Source organism: Endozoicomonas sp. OPT23 (genome assembly GCF_009653635.1).
GTDB lineage: Bacteria > Pseudomonadota > Gammaproteobacteria > Pseudomonadales > Endozoicomonadaceae > Endozoicomonas_A.
The window spans coordinates 152599-170273 of sequence record NZ_PPFD01000005.1 but is presented as its reverse complement, the minus strand read 5'-3'; the positions used below and the strand labels follow the sequence as shown (position 1 = coordinate 170273).

The 17675-nt window shown below is 43.4% G+C and carries 6 protein-coding genes; 5 read left to right on the top strand and 1 reads right to left on the bottom strand.

What is annotated here, in order from left to right; genetic code table 11:
• The first annotated feature begins 67 nt into the window (after positions 1-67).
• The 5 genes from EOPP23_RS12390 to sbcB all read left to right on the top strand — a co-directional run bounded on the left by EOPP23_RS12390 (position 68) and on the right by sbcB (position 16997).
• Positions 68-2527 (top strand): hypothetical protein, encoded by a 2460-nt coding sequence (locus tag EOPP23_RS12390; protein WP_153766303.1) that lies wholly within the window; start codon positions 68-70, stop codon positions 2525-2527.
• A gap of 219 nt (positions 2528-2746) precedes the next feature.
• Positions 2747-14461 carry a hypothetical protein gene (locus EOPP23_RS12385; RefSeq protein ID WP_153766302.1) on the top strand — a complete coding sequence of 3905 codons (11715 nt, stop codon included), beginning with the start codon at positions 2747-2749 and terminating at the stop codon, positions 14459-14461.
• A gap of 18 nt (positions 14462-14479) precedes the next feature.
• The gene (locus EOPP23_RS12380; protein WP_153766301.1) at positions 14480-14848 is read left to right on the top strand and encodes a PilZ domain-containing protein; all 369 of its coding nucleotides are present in this window, start codon (positions 14480-14482) and stop codon (positions 14846-14848) included.
• 74 nt (positions 14849-14922) lie between these two features.
• Positions 14923-15564: a YigZ family protein gene (locus EOPP23_RS12375; protein ID WP_153766300.1), complete on the top strand. Its 642-nt coding sequence runs from the start codon at positions 14923-14925 to the stop codon at positions 15562-15564.
• Positions 15564-16997, top strand: coding sequence for an exodeoxyribonuclease I (gene sbcB / locus EOPP23_RS12370; protein WP_194842593.1), 1434 nt, complete (start codon positions 15564-15566; stop codon positions 16995-16997). The genes EOPP23_RS12375 and sbcB overlap by 1 nt, the downstream gene beginning before the upstream one ends.
• A gap of 1 nt (position 16998) precedes the next feature.
• Here the strand turns inward: sbcB and EOPP23_RS12365 are convergent, their stop codons facing one another.
• Positions 16999-17370, bottom strand: coding sequence for a response regulator (locus EOPP23_RS12365; protein WP_153766299.1), 372 nt, complete (start codon positions 17368-17370; stop codon positions 16999-17001).
• Positions 17371-17675: the final 305 nt, after the last annotated feature.

Genomic DNA, 17675 nt, shown 5'->3' with positions numbered 1-17675 from the left:
TACGAGCAGTAAATGGCAAAAAGATAAGTAATTATCAGTTTTAAAAAAATAACACCTGGTGAATAGCATGGACGCTTTTAAGCCAATACCTTTTCAAAGACCGACAGGCGTTGGTAATCAGCCAAGCCAGCGTTTGCCAACTAATGATCGTTCATACCCTGCTTTTCTGTCGGGTAATCCTCCGGTATGGGGCAGGCCTGATAGAGGTAAATCGGTCAGATCCCGTATTGTTTCCGGACTGGATGCGGTGAAAAAGCAAATGTCGGTCGTTAAGCTTTCCATGCAGCACTTGAGGAAGCTGGAAGGTAATGTAACCACCAATGCTGACAAGATAAACGCTTCAGCTATTGTTGATGAATTGTTGGAAAACCTTGACCGCCTTTCAGAGACTGCTTCAGCACAGGTTAATGGACTGTTTAATATTGTACGTAACAGGAAGGCCGGCGAAGCCTCGGAACGACCTATTACCAGACCTAATCTGGATGAAGTTAAAGGCTCTGGTATCTGGCAGCATCTGAATACTTTGAAAGAGAATCTGTATTTACTGCGGGATGAGTTTCAGGCGAAAGAACTTTGTCATGAAAGGCAGAGCCATTTAATTGATCAGGCTGCTGAAAGTGTCACAGAACTTTCCAGACAGACGGATCAGCTGGAAGTGACTTTAAAAACAGTTCGGTGTACTGGCAGTAGACCTATTACCCGCTCGACAGTAGTAAAAGCGTTAACCGTTTGGACTAAAACCGGAAAGTCAGAACCAGGCTTCCTGAAGAAAAGTGTGCTGTTTCTAAAGCGAATACCTTTGAAGCTGATGGAGTTACTGGCACTGCCTTTTACTTTGGCCGACAAAGTCAGTTCGTTAGCCATTGTCATCTTTGATGGAGCTTATTGCTGTCTATCCAGAGACCCGAGATCTCAAACGCTCGAGACAAAGTTACGGACCGAAGAGCTGGAAAAAAGCAGGCAGGATCCTGTTCAAAGAACTCGCAGGGTGGTTACTGATTTTACTAAAAGGGCACAAAAGACATTAACCCCGAAAAAGGGGAGCAAGCGTTCAGAGAGTCATGTGCATGAGCAAAAATATCAGAATCTGCAACGGCAGCAATCCATGCATAGGGAGACTGAGCTGGCCAGAGAGTCATTTGAACGAAGACTGCAAAGGCCTGAGCCTGAGACCAGTGAGCAAAGTATTGCTTCACTAACAGCAACGAAAGAAAAAGTTGAAATCCAGCATCGGGAAGCGGTCTTACGATCACAGTCGTCCGATTATAAAGACCCTGTTCAGGAAAAAGAAATAGCAGTTCTGGAAGAGTTAAGCTGGCGTCTTGATGAAGAACTGACCGCTGCCATACCTGCTCAATCTGGGATAAACCCTGGTTCGTATCAACAACGAATTGAAGTGATCAATGGCGAAATAACGCACCTGCTGTTTTGTATGAAGAACGAAAGCGATTTATTCGATGTTGAGACTCGACTTGATGCCCTGGCCATGAGGCTGGCTGATATTAAAGGTGCTGTCTTTCAGGAAAATGAAGAAATGTTTGATGGTGAACTGCAGGAACACTACCAGGAGGTGTTGGGTAAGATCCGTAATGGTAGAGCATCATTAAAGGAACAGTGGTTAACGATTAGAAATCAAGGCAGTCAAGCTTGTCTGCGTCAGATAGGCATAAACCTTAAACGGCTTAAACGAGAGTTAATTGAAGAGGGTGCTTCCAGAGTAAGAATTGATGCTATTGATAAAGTACTTGATCATCTTCGAACCGCTTCTACAGAACAGAGTTTCTGGCCAAGACTGAATAAACTATTACATGGAAAAGGCTCATTACTGTATCGAGAGGTCTATCGTAATATCGGTACCGTAGATGCTCAGGCTGAAACGGTCTGTAAGGCTGAGTTGAACAGGCTAGAGCCACTGAGAGCATTAAATGATTATATGAGCCCGCAGACATTGATCACTGCTGCAAAGAATTTTATCGCCAACTTGCCGGCGCCACTGACCAGAGAACAGGTATTGATTGATTACCCTGAAGTCGTTGCTCTATCCGAGTGTGCTCAAGAGGAAGCCTTGAGTGAAGAGCAGGGCGAAGCTCTTGAGAAAGTCAGGTTGTCTTCAAGCCTCTATCTCAACAAACATATGGAGGCGCTAAAACAGAACCAGATCGTGAGCTGGAGCAACCCGGGCAGGGCAGCAATGATTCGGTTACTTATCAACGGTTTTGCGCACGCAGAGCAAGTGAAGGTTGTTCTTGAGCAATGTCCGGCTAGTGAGATTCCAAGGGTATTCTCACACAGTATTAACGACTGGCTCGAAGATAATGAAGAGCAGAAAGAGACTGATTTTTATAAAGCTATGAAGCAGGCTGTTCATGCTCCAGTAAATGACTTGTCGTTCAAAACTTTTCTAAAAGAAGTGCGAATGAAAATGAATCGCCCATTAACTATTGCTGAAAAACAAGAGCTTGAAGTCGGCTACTGCAGAGCCATAGAACGAGTAAACGAGGGAATAACCCAATCTTTTGATCAATAGAGTTCAGCAACAGGACGAACTGCGTTAACCCCCGCTCAACTGCACGCCTCAATTTACTGGCATTGCTAGCCTGAAAATATAGGGAAAAGCTATCTAGCAAGCCACGGTTTATTTTCGTTACACCATCTTCATCAGGCTTCCAGATTGTAGTGCTTGTCTCACGAAAGCCGGTCATTTTTAACTGACCAGCTGCAGGCGACTCAATACGGAAGTGTCTCTATGGATCCTATTGACCCATCCAACACAGGACGTCCTCCCGGACCTGTTACTCCCGGCGGATCAGACAGGCCTGAAGATAAATCAGGTTCACGTGCTGTTCATGCCGGAAAGCAGGTGTTGGGTGGGCCGAGTGTTGGGGGGACTGAGTTACAGAATAGAGATATCAAGAAACATACCGGCCATGTCCCTTCAATCACACGACCTTCACAAGCATACAGAGGCAAAACAGCAACAAGGATTGCTGACACTCATGCCCTGAGACAATTGAGATCCCATTTTGACATTCATGATGACCTGGTTGAGGAGATCTCTGAACGAACCAAAGATGAAAGGCAGGATCGTCTGGAACAGGTTTACAGAGCTTTTGAGAAGCATGTTGCCAGGTCGGGAAGTGAGAATGAGGCAAGTGGTTTCTTCAGTCGCCTGCCATTGAATAAAGAAGGAAAACCAATCCTTAGCAGAGAAATGGTATTCCAACTTTTAGACCGAATATCAGCTGGTACAGATGGAGCAAATAGAAGGCTGGAACAGAGAGGTCGAATCTCTGAAGCCTGGTATGACTTTTTTACAGAAAGAAGAAGTTTGGAGAAACTGACCAGAGAGTTGGCAGAAAATGCTGCACGCTTTTGTGAAGAGAGTCTGGAAGGTGAACCGCCATTGGTGGATATTGGTCTGGATAGCCTGAGCCAGCAAGTCTATAAAAGTCCAATGGAACGGCAAACACCGCCGACAATCCCGCCACCCATGCTTCCAACAGTGCCAACAGAATTAAGCGAACCACTTATATCATTTACTACCTCTGAAGAAGAAAAATTGAGAAAAGAGCGTGACCAGCTCAATGAGAAAATGCTTGAACTTAAACAACAGTTGAAAGCGGCTGAAGCACACAAACCCATAATGGCGGATAGAGAAGTGCTTGCTGCTCTGGAAAAATTACAGTCCAGGTTTGATGGTGTTGAATCACGTTTGCAGGGCCTGGAAAAGAAACCGAAGCAGAAGCAAAAGCAGTCCATTAATTTTGGCACTTCACCGGTTGTTGCTCCTGCTGTTGAGAGAAGTACTGAAAGCAGTGCAAAATCTGGTGTTGAAAGTCTTGAGCGAGAGTTGTTCTGGTTTCAGAAAGAGCATGAAAAGTTAGGTACTCAGCTGCAGGAAAAATCAGAGTTAGTCGGTTCTCTGAAAAAAGATGTTCAGTATGAAAGAGAGCAGAATCAGGAAAGAGCCATAAAACTGAACCAAAAGAAGAAACAATTAAAGCATCTTGAAAGGGAAAAGGAACAACTGCAGGAAAAATTATTTGAGATTCAATCTCGACCTGGAGAAATCGTCGACCCCTCAGACGACAGAACTAGTCAGCTCAGAGTTGAACTCGGCGAAAAGCAAAAAGAACTTGATATTGAACGAGAAGAGACTAGACGTTCTCAGGCTGATGTCATTTCAAGGCAACAGGCAATAATTGAAAAAGAACAGAAAATCACCCATCTCAGTGAACAGCTCAGTAAGTTTAAAACAGAGAGTATAGAGCTTAGAGAGCAGTTGGCGAACGCTAAAGAACAGTTGAGTCATAATCGGGAAGAAGCACATGCCAGCCTTAAACTGCTAAAACAAACCTACGATGGATTAAGAGCTGAATTTGTTTCTACTAAAACCATCGCAAAAGAAGTTGAAAGTAATCTTTATAAAAAAATAACTGAGCTTGAACGAAGCTATGAAGGTCTGTCACAGCAAGCTCAAGAGAAATCGGTAGAAATCACGCAATTAGCTGCTCAGCTGGAGGGTGAGAAGCAGTTAAACAGTGAAAGAGAATTAAGGCTAGGGGATCAAAAAGAACAATACCAAGTGTTGAGCGGCGAACGAGATAAACTGCTTGAGCAAGCTGAGTCTCTTCGAGCCGAGCTCACCTCTGCCAAGGTGGATGAAGAAAGTATTCGCCGATTAGAAGCTCAGGTTGCAGATAGGGATAATGCTCTTAGCCAGATACAAAAGAACAGGCAATGGTTGCAATCTCAATTTGAATTACAAAAACTGGAAATAGAAGGCAGGGGTAGGGCAATTGAAGGACTTCAATCACAAGCAGCTGCACTTAAGGTTCAACGTCAATGGCTCTCAGAGAAACTGGAAAGTGCAAATAAAACCATTGAAGGGGGGGGGCAGAAACTTAGTGAAGCTGTGACTCGTGTCCGAGAGCTACAAGAATCATATGAAGAGATAACAGCAAAGCAGACGCATTTAACTGAGACTGTTGACATCCTGTCTAAAGAAAAAGCGACATTGGCCACAGAAAATGATGAGTTAAAAGAACGGGGAAAAACGCTTAATACTGAGTTAGAGGCCGCCAAACAAAAAGTTCATGAAATAGAGAGAATTCAACAGCAGCTTACTGAAGAATTAGTGTCGGTAAAGAGCACTTATGAGCAGACAACTTATCAATTGGCTCAAGTATTGAAGTTTAATGAAAAGAGAGTGGGCGAGTTACAGGTTATTCAAGACCGAACAAAGGAAGTGGAAGTAGAACGAGAAAACATCAAGAAAGAGTTGTCCCGTGTTACGGTTGACCTTCATCTTGAAGAAGAGACCTCTACTGATTTACGCACAAAAGTCGAAAATTTACAAAATGAATTAGGTGAGAAAGATAAAGAAATTGACAGGTTGAAAGGACTTCAGGTTCAAGAGTTGGCTGCTATTTCATCAAAACAGAGTGAGCATTCACATTTACTGGAAAGAATTGAAAGTTTGCTAACGCAGAAAGAAAATTTAACCGAAGAAAAAACAGAGCTTACTAGACAGGTTTCCCAATTAAAAGAAGAGGTTCAGATAAAAATTAATGAACTTGAAGAAGAAAAAACAACCTTAAGTCAAAAGCAAAGCAGTATTGATGAACTTGAATCTGAGAAAACTTCGTTAAATACACAAATATCTGAGAAAGATGGTCAGATCAAAGTCGCCGAGGCTGCACTGATTGAGACTGAGGCTTTGAAGGCATCTTTAGCTAAACAAGTTAATGAGCTTACTGAACAAAAACAGAGTGACGTAGATGCTTTCGAAAGTGAAAGGTTGGCAGCTGCTGACAAGCAAAAAGATTCCGATCGCCAGATTAGAGAACTAGCATCACAAGTAGAGACAGATAAAGTTGATCTGAAAGAAAAGTCAGAAAAAGTGAACGAGTTGGAAAAAACTCTAGAAAAAACGGCTCAAGAATTGAAAGAGCTTAAAAAGGCACATGAAGAACTTAAAGAAAGTGAGCAGGAGTTTAAGAAAAGAGCTGAAGAAGAGAGAGATGTTAAAAAACAAACTGAGTCAGAAATAGTTAATTTAAAAGAACAGTTTAAACAGCTTGAAGAAAAGAACGAAGAACTAGGACGTAGTGTAAAAGCTAAGAAGACGGAAGTTGAAGATAAACAGAAAGCTCTGACATTAGCTGAAAAAAAAGCTTCTCAGCTAGAATCTGATTTTGAGAAGGTTGAAGGGCAAAGAGAGATAGCTCAGACCGAGTGCGATCAATTAAAACAGCAGCTGGTGCTGATAGAAAGCAAAAGCGTAGAATCTGAGGTGCTTGTTAAGTCTACTGAAGAATATCAGAAGAAAAAGCTTTCAGAAGCCCAAGTGGTTTTTGATGCACAAATTAAACATCTGAAGTCTGAACTATCTGTTAAAGAAGCCAAGTTGACTGAACTCACAAAATCTGTTGAGCAGAGTGAGAAAAAATACACTAGAGAAGAGGAAAAGGTTAAAGAGCTTAATAAAAAAGTAGAGGCCGCTCAGAAAAGTTATGAAACTCTTGAATCTCAACATAAAGAAAGTGTTGTGAAACAAGAGAGTCTAGAAGATGAACTGAATGATTCTAAAAAATTGCTTGAAGAAGAAAAAACAGCCAAGTCTCTCATTCAGACTGAAGTAGAAACTTTAAAATCTAAAAATGAGAAACTTACCAACGAAGTTGTTACGTTAAATGAAAAAGTTCAGGAAGCAGATAGAAACGTTAGGGAAAAACTGTCTGAACTGAACACTGCCAAGGAAGCGACTACTCAGTTAATAGCTCAAGTAAGTAAGCTTGAAAGGCTGCAAGAAGAAACTAAAAAAGAGCAGGGTAACCTGAAGCAGCAGCTTCAAGATATAACCATTAAGATGGAAGGTGCGGAGGCTCTTACTAAAACTTCAGCACAGGAGCAACAGATTGAAGCAACAAAAGAAAAGAAAATTTACGAAGAGAAACTAGAAAAACTTAAAAAAGAAATATCAGCAAAAGACACTGAGTTATCAGGTTTACAGCATAGAATTGATGAAAGTGAGAAAAAAGTAGCTCAAACAGAAAAAACCGTTCAAAGATTAACGGAAGAGGCAGAAACGGCTGGAAATAGCTATCAAGATCTGAAAAGTAAATACGAAGACAGTCTTTCAGAAAAAGAAAAAATAAACGAAGAACTGCTTGAGTCGAGTAAATTAGTAACCAGTTTGAATGCACAGCTTGAAGAACTTGGAAATAGAGTTTTCAGTCTGACAGAGTCAGAAAATACAGCTAAGGAAGAAGTTGTTAGAAGACAGGAAAAGATTGATGAAGTATCTGAGAAGCTGAAGAAATTAGAGGAAACAAAAAGTGAATTGAAACAAGATCTTGAAAAGATGAAAGACACTTTCAAAGAATATATGAAATTTTCTGATGAAAAAATGAAATTAGCATCTGTAGCCGCAACGAAATTTAGAGAAGTATTTGAGGCTAAAGCCAGAGAGCTCCGAGAAGTTAGTGGGAAGTTGGACGGTACTGAGAGAGAGCTGAATACTGTAGCTGAAAGTGCAAAAAAATCTGAAGAAGAGTTGGAAAGAGTAAAGCAAGAATTAAATCAGCAGAAGCAGAGTCTAGCCACTGAAACTGAAAAGGTTGCTGAGCATTTAACAGAGATGGATGAACTTAGAGGACTTAATGATAAATTAAAGAAAGAAAAGGAGTTGGCTATAGAAGCTAGGGGGACTGCTGAAAAAACTATTGAAACTCTTCAAGATGGTAAAGAAAAGTTGAATTCTGAATTATTGGAATCACAAGAGAAAGTAATAAAGTTGCAGGGTGCTATTGAAACGCACAAAACTAATTATTCTGATTTGAATGCAAAATATCAATTGTTACAAAAAGAGAAGGGAAGTGAAACAAGTCAGCTTGCTTCCAGGCTTCAAGAAGAAAAAACTAAAATTGAAAACCTGAAAGAGAAATTAGCCAGTGAATTGAGTAAGTGTGAAACCCTGGAAAGAGATAAAACAACTCTAGATGGTAACCTGCAAGATGAAAAAGATGAGGTTAAAAGGCAGAAAGAAATAGTTTCCGAAAGACAGATTCTGATAGAAAAGCAGGGGCAGCAGATTTTAGATTTAAAATCCAAACTCAAAGAGCTTGAAAGTGATCTGAAAAAATCTATTACTCAGCATGAAGAAGGAAAAACTGCTCAGGTAGAAGTAGTTAAACAACTGAAAAGTCAACATCAAGCCAAAGTGCTGGAGCTGGCCAGTGAAACTGAAAGAGTTAGGGGGGAACAAGTTCAGCTTCAATCAAAAGTAGAAAAGCTCGAAGAAACTGAAAAAGAAACTGAAAAAGAAAAAGAGAAGATTGAAAGTAATCTTGAAAATTTAAAACATGAGCTAACAACACAGAAACAATCAGCTCAGCAAACAGAAAAAAAACTGATCAGGGAAAAAGACCAGTCTGGGAGTAAGGTGGAGGAACTTACCGTTGTATTGAATACAAAAGTGCAAGAGATTAAGCAGTTAGAACAAAGAGTTACTGAGCAGTCAGAGCGTTTAGGTCGTTTTGAAACACATAAACTGGTTCAGGCGGCCAGTGTTGATGACGAAGGTGTATCGGTAGGAAGCAGTCTCAGTCTCAGTAGAAGTGATAGTCAGACAAGTGAGTTCTCCGACATACAGACTTTTGATGAAGCACTGCTTGATAAGGATTTGAAATCTAAAGCAGCCAGACGTTTGGTTGATGACCTTGGTAAAACTACTGTTACCGCAGAACGGATTAAGGTTCAGGCAGAAGTGTGTCGTGGTTTCGATAAACTTCAGACTAGAGCAAAAGAGCTGGCTGAGGTGGAGACTGTCTATACGGTAGATGTATCACCTTCTGAGCAGAGTCATCGAGAAAGTGTGCTGGAGCTGTATAGACCATTTTCTGAAAGGGTAGCTGGGTTGGCTAAAACCCTTGCACAAACTATTGGTAACGATCAGGACAGAGATTCTTTTTATCATCAGGTTAATGCCATCGCTAAGGTTTCCACTAGTGCAACAACTGCTCTGGAGGAAAAGATAGATGATTTCGATGCGTTCAGTAAACAAGTTGAAAGTCTTAAGGAAGGCTTAGAGAGCGGTTGGAAAAATTCACCTCCGGATGAAATGGTGGATCAGGCTCTTCAGCAACTTATGCAGTTTAGAAAGGGGGCGGATGTGGCCCATAATCCAGAATACTACGGCTATTCGGCGGGCGTATTACTGAAGCGAACAGCCGATCAGCTTTGCAAAGACTTTGAAGAAAAAGTAAAGGTTGTTGAGCTTCAGGATGACCGGCATCAATTATTAAGGAGCTATAAATACGAGCTTCAAAGGTTGGGGTATGAGTCACTTCCGGATGCTCTTAAGAGAGGGCTACCGATTGATACTCAAAACTACTTGAAATTAGTTTGGGGTGATTCCGATAGGCAGCTGGATAAGGCCATGGTCAGTATTGACACAATGGGGCCTTCATCTGCTCTGCCAGATGTAAGAGAAGCTCTGTTGGTTCATGACCCTGTCATAGCGCGCCGGATAGTTGCCATGATTGACAGGCTTGATAAAGAAGACAAAAAACAGAAGGACGAAGCGGTTGATGCAAACCCTGGCTTCTCTTATTCAAACTCATCGCTTCTGGCAAGGCAGTCACTGCGAAGAGATTACCAATTAGCGAAAGTGCCCATGATGAAGCGCTTGCTGGAGGCCGCAGAAGCCGATTTAAAGTTAGATAACTCGACATTGCTTACAGCTTCAGTTGAAGCTCATCATGAGAATTATCAGACACAGTCAACTGAGAGAAGGCAAAAACTTCTGGCACGTACCCAGCGACTGCTGAAATTAGAAAAAGCGCTGGGGCCTTGTAAACCGGAAGCAGGAGTGCCTGTTGGTATCGATGGTTCTGAAGTTGAACACGCCCATGAAAAAATGCTTGCTTGCTTCAACAGTTCTGATGGTTATCTGGATCGTTCGGGACCAGTCCGTGACGAGGAAAGCTCTTTTGCCCGGAACCTGGTAGATCAAAAGGACAAGGGCTTGTTTAATGTATTCTTCAGTGACCTGCCCGCTGGTGGTAATGCTCTTCTTGAAGAGAGCAAAGCAACGGGTGAAATGACGTTATCACTCTCAAGTCGAACCCGTTGCGAACCACCACTGGTGTTTCAATCAAAAGATGGAAAGCGCTGGAATACTTTACTGAATGGTGTGACCTGGACGGTAGACCCCTCCCTTATTCATGATAACCCTAATTTGAAAGTACCTTTTGGAGACAATGAAGGATCTCGGTGGGACTGGTTGCCGCTCAGAAACAGCAGTGGTGAAACAAGTGTTCTTATGCTTGAGAAAAAAACGAGTCCTTTGCAGTGCCGAATGTATGAGGTGGGCAGCAATGATTCTCTGGTTCCTGTTCTATTACAGGGTGCAGGCAATCAGGACGAGTATGTTGATGCAATGGTATTGGCGCAAGCGCACCAACTGAATGATAACAGCCCTGAATGTAAAGACGAGGAGGTCAGCAACGCAACAAAGCAGCTGAAACGACTCAATAGACCCTGGCTGAGTACTCGATTAATAAGTAGCGGCAAGCGACTCAGGCAACTGGAACAGCTCAGGCGTGATATTGAACTGAAGGCGACAGAAGTATTACGGCAAGAGCTATTTCAGACTGAAGCCATGGACACAGAATCCTTTATTGTGCTTCCTCCCACTGCAGAAATTGATCGGAAAAAAGCAGCGAAAACAGGTTCTGGTATGCAGCTTGAAAGCTGCAAGCCAGAAAGTCTTGAACATTTTGCAGTTAGCGCCGACTTTAATGCGCTGACTAGTCAATATGTGGCGAAGCGGAAAGATGCAATGTCTGACCCTGCAGCCATGGAGTTTATGGAAAGAGAAGTGGAGGAGTTTGCCAAGAAAGCGTTTCCCGGAATGGTTGTTTTCGCTGGATGTGAAATGAGAACGCTGACTGGAAGAACCACTTGGCAGGAAATAAAGGCAAATAGGCGACAGGTAAGGCTTGCTCTTAATAAAACTATCAAAAATAGCAATAAACACTGCGATCACGCTCGTGATTTGAAGGCCTCTCTTGAGCATGAACTGGTTGGAAGCATTCGATTAGTTCAAGGTGGTGATAACACTAAAGGTGAATTGGCTGGATATTCAGACAGGGATTTGCTGGATTATGCCATTAAGCAATTTGAAAGAGGAGAGATACCTGCAGGTCTGAAAAACTCAGAACAGTTTGCACAAAAAATGGCCGAGCTGATGTTGGTCGAAATAGATTTGCAGCAGAGGGAACAAGTTAATGAGCAGCTGGAAGCAGTACAGGGAGAGTTTGAACACATTTGTAATAATGCCGTCTTCCTTGAGCAGAACCCTGAAGAATACAGTCGCAGGTGTCGCGACTGGACCCTGAAGGTAGCAATGATCGCCGGAAGGCATCAACAGGTGCTTGCGAGAATCCAGAGTTATAAACAAGAACCGATGAGTTCGGCTGTTCGTGCACGGATGAGTTTTGAACGCCGACGAAAGATTATATTTACCGTAGATCAGGCTGATGAGGTAAAGAGAGCTCTATCTGCGGTAAAAAATTGGTCAGAAGGCGAAAAGGTTACTCTGGTTTCTCACAAAGGGACGGGGTTTGGTAAAAGTACTCTTCTCCTTGCTATTTCCGATTATGCGGCAGCATCGGTGGGTACTCAAACGGATCGAAGCCCTATTGTCATGGCTCCTCCCAGCAACCAGGCTGAGCTGGATGATATGTTTGGCAGTTATTTTGGTAGTAAAGGATTAACGTACCGACGTCTGGATTTGAAGTCACTGTCTGACCGGAGTCCAGGCCTACTCACCGAAACTCACCTGAATATGATTGAAAATACCTTACTGGGGTTACCGGAAGATACGCTGCGCTACGAACGTAACTCTTTACTGAAGCGGGGGCGAGCGCCGGTAGGTGCTTCTATAACCGATATTCAGGCATTGATGTATATAAAGAAAGAACTGAGCAATAAGGAGTGCACGCTTCCAAATCGTGAAGCATTGTTGGAGAGAATGGATCAGATTCTGGACCTTTTAAGGAATTCCATGATTTTTGCTGATGAGTGGGACAGTAATATGGTGCCTCACACATCAGAACAGCTTTCGGTGGTTGTGAGTGGTGTTAATCAGGTACTTGAAAATCTGCAGCTGAAAACCATTGTTAAACCTGAGGACATCAACGTCAGTCACTCAGAGTTTTTACTTGGCGCTAATCGACATGGTTTCTCAGCCACACTGGGAACAGATTATGCCTCAGCCATGTTGACTGAATCTGAGTCGATTGAAGGCGTAAAAGAGCAGGCTCACACCGATGTATTAACAACGACTGAGCGCTTTATGCATCAAATGTCTCAGGCAGAGTTGATGGTGGTAGATTCTGCTGATGACCATGACCAGGAAAAAACGCTGAAACAGCTGGTGCAAAGAACCGGCGGCGATGTCCCTATGGTGATATTTAATGGTCAGGATGACGGTAGTGACAGAACTAAGGCGGAACAGCAAAGCCTTGTGATTAACGAGCAGCGAAGAGCCATGGGGAAACCAACTAAAGGTGTTCTTTATTACAAGGATGACAAAAAGCTTTGTATGCAAAGAGATGGCGACCCTGTGTACGGACAAGGAGCCGTACTAAAAGGAGATCTGGAAAAACAGCTACGGATGACGGGGGCTTATGATGCTGATAGTTATCTCGCTAAGCCTGAATCGGTTGGTACTGATGCACCTCAAGGCATGGCAAGTGTTGGTGTGGTTATGGGACTGCTAAAGCAAACAGGTTCTGCTGCACGAATGGATCTGATGAACCAGCAGGTTGGTCGTTTAACTCGTGGCAGTAAGAGTTTATACAAGCAGCAGAAACTCATTGTTGTTGTTGATAAACAGGAGCTTGATCAGCTTGAAGACTCCCACGAAAAACAGGTGTTTTTGAAGGCTCAGGAAGCTCTTGAAAAAACCAGGGCCGAGGTGGGAAGCAAACTGGGAGTTTCATCGCTGGATGATACTGGTGGTGATATACATACACAGCTGTTTTTACCCATGAAAGTGCCTTTACCTAGACCAACAAGAAATCAGAGTATGGAGGATGCAGTTTCAAAAGCCTTCGAAACTGAACTGGCCCGAATTCAACAGGAAGAGTGGTCAACGCTGAAATTATCGCCTGACCTCAAAGCGGCCATGATTCAGTTTAAAAGAGCACAATGGGAGGCTCAGCAAGCCTGGATGAAGTTGCTGGGGACTGAAATGGCCAGCAGGCAGGTGACGGAAGAAACGATGGGGTATGAAAGTCGCATAGAGCAGGCGGGTGTCAATGCTTACCTTAATAAAGCTTATTCGGAGCAGCATCAATGGCTTCAGGATAATGCTGTAAAGCATGTTGATGAGCAGGTGCTGACTTCCGAGATGATTGAGGAAAAGAGTCTTCAGCAGGTAGTACCCATATTAAAAAGTAGTTTAGTGAATAGAATAAAAGATGTGTCTCGCCGGCAGCACCAGGGTGATGTTCCAGTTAAATCAGTGACTCATGCAGCAAGTATGGAAGAGCTGAAACAGGAGTTTGAAACGCATTTTTCGGAATTGGAACAGAATGGTGTTGACCTCGGTAATGGCGATTTTATTTCTGAGGCTAAAGCTGAATTGATTAAGCAAAGCGTTTCAGTCTTTGAAGATTGTAAGGGGAAAGTAGCTGAAGTCCATAAGTTACTTGGAGGCAAGTACAGTAAATATTCTGGTGGGCAGAAAGAGCTTAAGGTTCTATTGGAAAGAATTGATAGCGATATCGAAAGGGTTCGTCAGGGAAATATCGATTTTGCAATGGATACAGCCCCGCAAGTGCAGAAACGATATGATGAAATGATGGAAGCTATTACTCATATCGTGATCAATACCAGAGCTCCGCATGATGAGATCAGAAAAGCACCAGCCAGGATTATGAAAATTATACGAGGATGCGTGTTTGTTGATGAAAGTAAATATAAGCTTGTAATCAGCCAAATCAATAAAGCAACTGCCGAAAAGTTGGGGCTGGAAATACCAATAGGATCATTAGGAACATCTCTTCAAAAGATACGTTGGGCTGAAAAGACAAAAGGTGCACCAGAGTTTAAGCAAATCAGAGCAACAACGGATAAAGCCGAAGGCCACTATGTACATACTTCTTTTGCTCTTGGGCAACAGTCGCATAATGCAAGGACATTGGGGAGTGCTGTGGATGGCATGAAACAGGCTCAAGAAAAAAAGAGATTGAGGGGGGTTGCAATCGACGTTTGTAGTACTCCAAACAATCAGGATAGAGCTGAACTGGTCAAACAAATGAGACGTGATTTTATGGAGCATTTCGATCAGTTCGGTATGAATCAGGAAAAACAGGCTCAAGCGACACAGGCCGTAATGGAAACACAAGGCAAACTAAAACAAGTTAATCAACAAAGATCGGTATAATCGGAAGGAGTCTGAATTATGTCCCTCATTCCCAAGGGCAAGGAACGTCGAGAAATCACCCGTCATCATCTGGCTGAATGCCTGACCATCTATAATCGAAACACTATGAAAGAGATGGGCAGTATAGGCAATATCAGCAGCAATGGTTTGATGCTGATCAGTACCGTTCCTGTGTTAATGGGCGCTATTTACAGTATGAGAATCATTCTGCCGGAAGCAGACGGTAAGATTCGCTTTATTGATTTTGATGCTCGCTGCCATTGGTGCAAACCGGATGTTGGGCCCGAGTTTTTTGATTCCGGCTACAGTATTGTCAATGCTGAAGATGATATTATTGATCTGGTTGAATCCCTGAAGGATTATTTCAGTTTCAGGGAATGTGGCTGAGCCGTCAGGGTTAATAGTTGTCTTCTGTCGGATATTAGCTGTCAGTTAATTGATCCGAAGTAAGACGATCTTCTATGTCCACACTGGAACCTGGTAGTTACCTGATACCGGAACTTGATGACGACTCAGTTTTTGAATTCGAAACTGAAGTTAAAAAAAGCCGATTTATTACCTTTCTTAAAAAGGCTCATTCCAGAGCTGATGCCCTTAAACTCCAGAATGAATTGAGAGCGGCTTATCCCGATGCGTCTCATCACTGCCTTGCTTTTGTCGCGGGCCCACCAGAGGGCAACACATCTATTGGCTTTGATGATGATGGAGAACCAGGCGGTACCGCAGGAAAGCCAATGCTCAATGTACTTCAACATAAAAAGATTGGCGAGGTTGTTGCAGTGGTTGTTCGCTACTTCGGGGGCACCAAACTGGGTGCTGGTGGATTGGTCAGAGCCTATGGTTCAGCGGTGCAGGCTGCCGTAGATCATTTGCCTGTCATGGAAAGAATTGCCATGATTGAAGGGCAATTGCAGACAGCTTACCAGAATGAGCAGGCCATAAGGCACATTCTCGGTGTACTGGCTGGCAACATAGTGGACTGCCAGTACACCGATAATGTCATGCTTGAATGGGCATTACCGAAATCACACAAGCTGGATTTTCAATCAAGAGTGACTGAATCCTGTAAAGGTCAGGTTACCTTTAAATGGTCTGATAAATAATGCTGAGATCTTTTTACTGGCTCGATTACGAAACCTTTGGCACCAACCCGTCTACCGACTGGCCCAGCCAGTTTGCCGGCATCAGAACCGACGCTGATTTGAACGAAATCGGTGAGCCGCTCAATATTTACTGTCGGCAGCCGGTTGATCACCTGCCTCATCCCGTGGCGACACTGGTGACGGGCCTGACACCTCAGAAGGTCAACAGTGAAGGATTGATTGAGCCGGACTTTATCAGTCGTATCAATGAGGAACTGCTTCAGCCCGGTACCTGTGCTGCAGGCTATAACTCCATTCGTTTTGATGATGAAGTGACCCGCAATTGTCTTTACCGTAATTTTCATGACCCTTACGCCAGAGAGTGGCAGAACGGCAACAGCCGCTGGGACTTGATTGATCTGGTTCGTATGACGGCTGCTCTCAGGCCGGAAGGAATTAACTGGCCAAAGAATGATGACGGCTTCAACAGCTATCGTCTGGAGAAACTGACAGAAGCCAATGGTATCAGTCATGGTCAGGCCCATGATGCGTTAGCTGATGTTCGTGCCACTATTGCCCTGGCTCGTTTGATCAAGGAGAAGCAGCCAAAGCTGTTTAGCTTTTATCTTGAGTTAAGAAATAAGCAAGCTGTTGCTCAGCAATTAAACCTGGTGAGTAAAAATCCGGTGGTCCATATCTCTGGAATGTTTGGTGCAGCCAGATTGTGCACTGCGGTTGTTATGCCCCTTGCTGTTCATCCGGTCAATAAAAATGGTGTCATGGTGTACGACCTTTCGGCAGATCCAACACCTTTGCTGGAGCTGAGTATTGAGGAGCTTCAGTACCGACTGTTTACTCCCTTGCGAGAACAGGAAGAGGGTGCTGAAAGGATTCCTCTTAAAACCGTGCATTTGAATAAGTGCCCGGCGGTTGCGCCACTGAAAGTATTGACGGCAGAAAATAGAGAACGCTTGTCTATTGATTTGGAACTGTGCAAAAAACATCATCAGATTTTACTGAACCATCCGGTGCTGGCAGAGAAAATTCAGGCTATTTTTTCTTCGCCCAAAGAAAATGACGTTGATGACCCAGATCAGATGATCTATTCCGGAGGCTTCTTCTCAAGAGATGATAAAGGCCGAATGGATATGATTCGTTCTTCTGCACCGGAAAAATTGAGCCGATTGGGTTTGAGTTTTGGTGATCGTCGATTGGATGAGATGCTGTTTCGTTATCGTGGCAGGCACTTTCCTGAAACGCTGGATTCTGAAGAACAAGAGCAGTGGCAGAGTTATTGCCGGGAAAGACTATCAGGTAAAGACCCAAAGATTTTTGGCTTTGAGGCTTTTGATAAAGCTTTGAATGAGACATTGGAAACAGCCAGCTCCAAGGATCGAGTACTCTTACAGGAATTGCGGGAGTACCGAAACTGGCTGCAACAACAGCAGGGCTGAATCAGCTTTGCTGAGAAAGCTGGCTGAAATGCTCGGCCAGCCGTCCGGAGATGACGGGCTTCTCGATATAATCTGCTGCGCCCAGTTTGATTACAGCGACAGCCGTATTCAGGTCGTTATGGTTTCCCAGCACTACGATCGGAACACCTGTGTTGTTCTCGGAAATATGTTTAACCAGCTCAACAACGTTTTCGCTCTGTTCTTGACTGGCTGCCACTATGCAGCCTGGAGTCTGGTCCTGCACTGCGGACATCAACTCGTTATGCTGATTGAATACTTTCAGATGCAGTGATTGCTCGTCACACAGGCCGCGAATTGTTTCTTTTGTTTCGTTGTCCTGCTCCAGCAGGTATACGACTTCATTTATTGCCATATTCTTCTAGCAGCCTTTCAGTGATCGTTGGTAAGACCCTCATATCGGTCTTGAAACAGATTCAGCTTTCTGAGTTCTGTCTGTGTATTTCAGTTGTTTCCCTTGCGGCAGATGTCGAATTCCCGGTTTGAATAGTAAGTGATTAACCTATTAATCAAAGTCGGGTTTACTTTCAAAAACATGTCTTCAAGAAGCGTTTTCGAAAAAGCATGAGCGTATCTGATAGACAGGCCAATGACTTCGTTACTTTCTCACAACTTCAGTTGAGTTTAGATATTGCTAAGAGATTGCTGAATGGAGGGTTG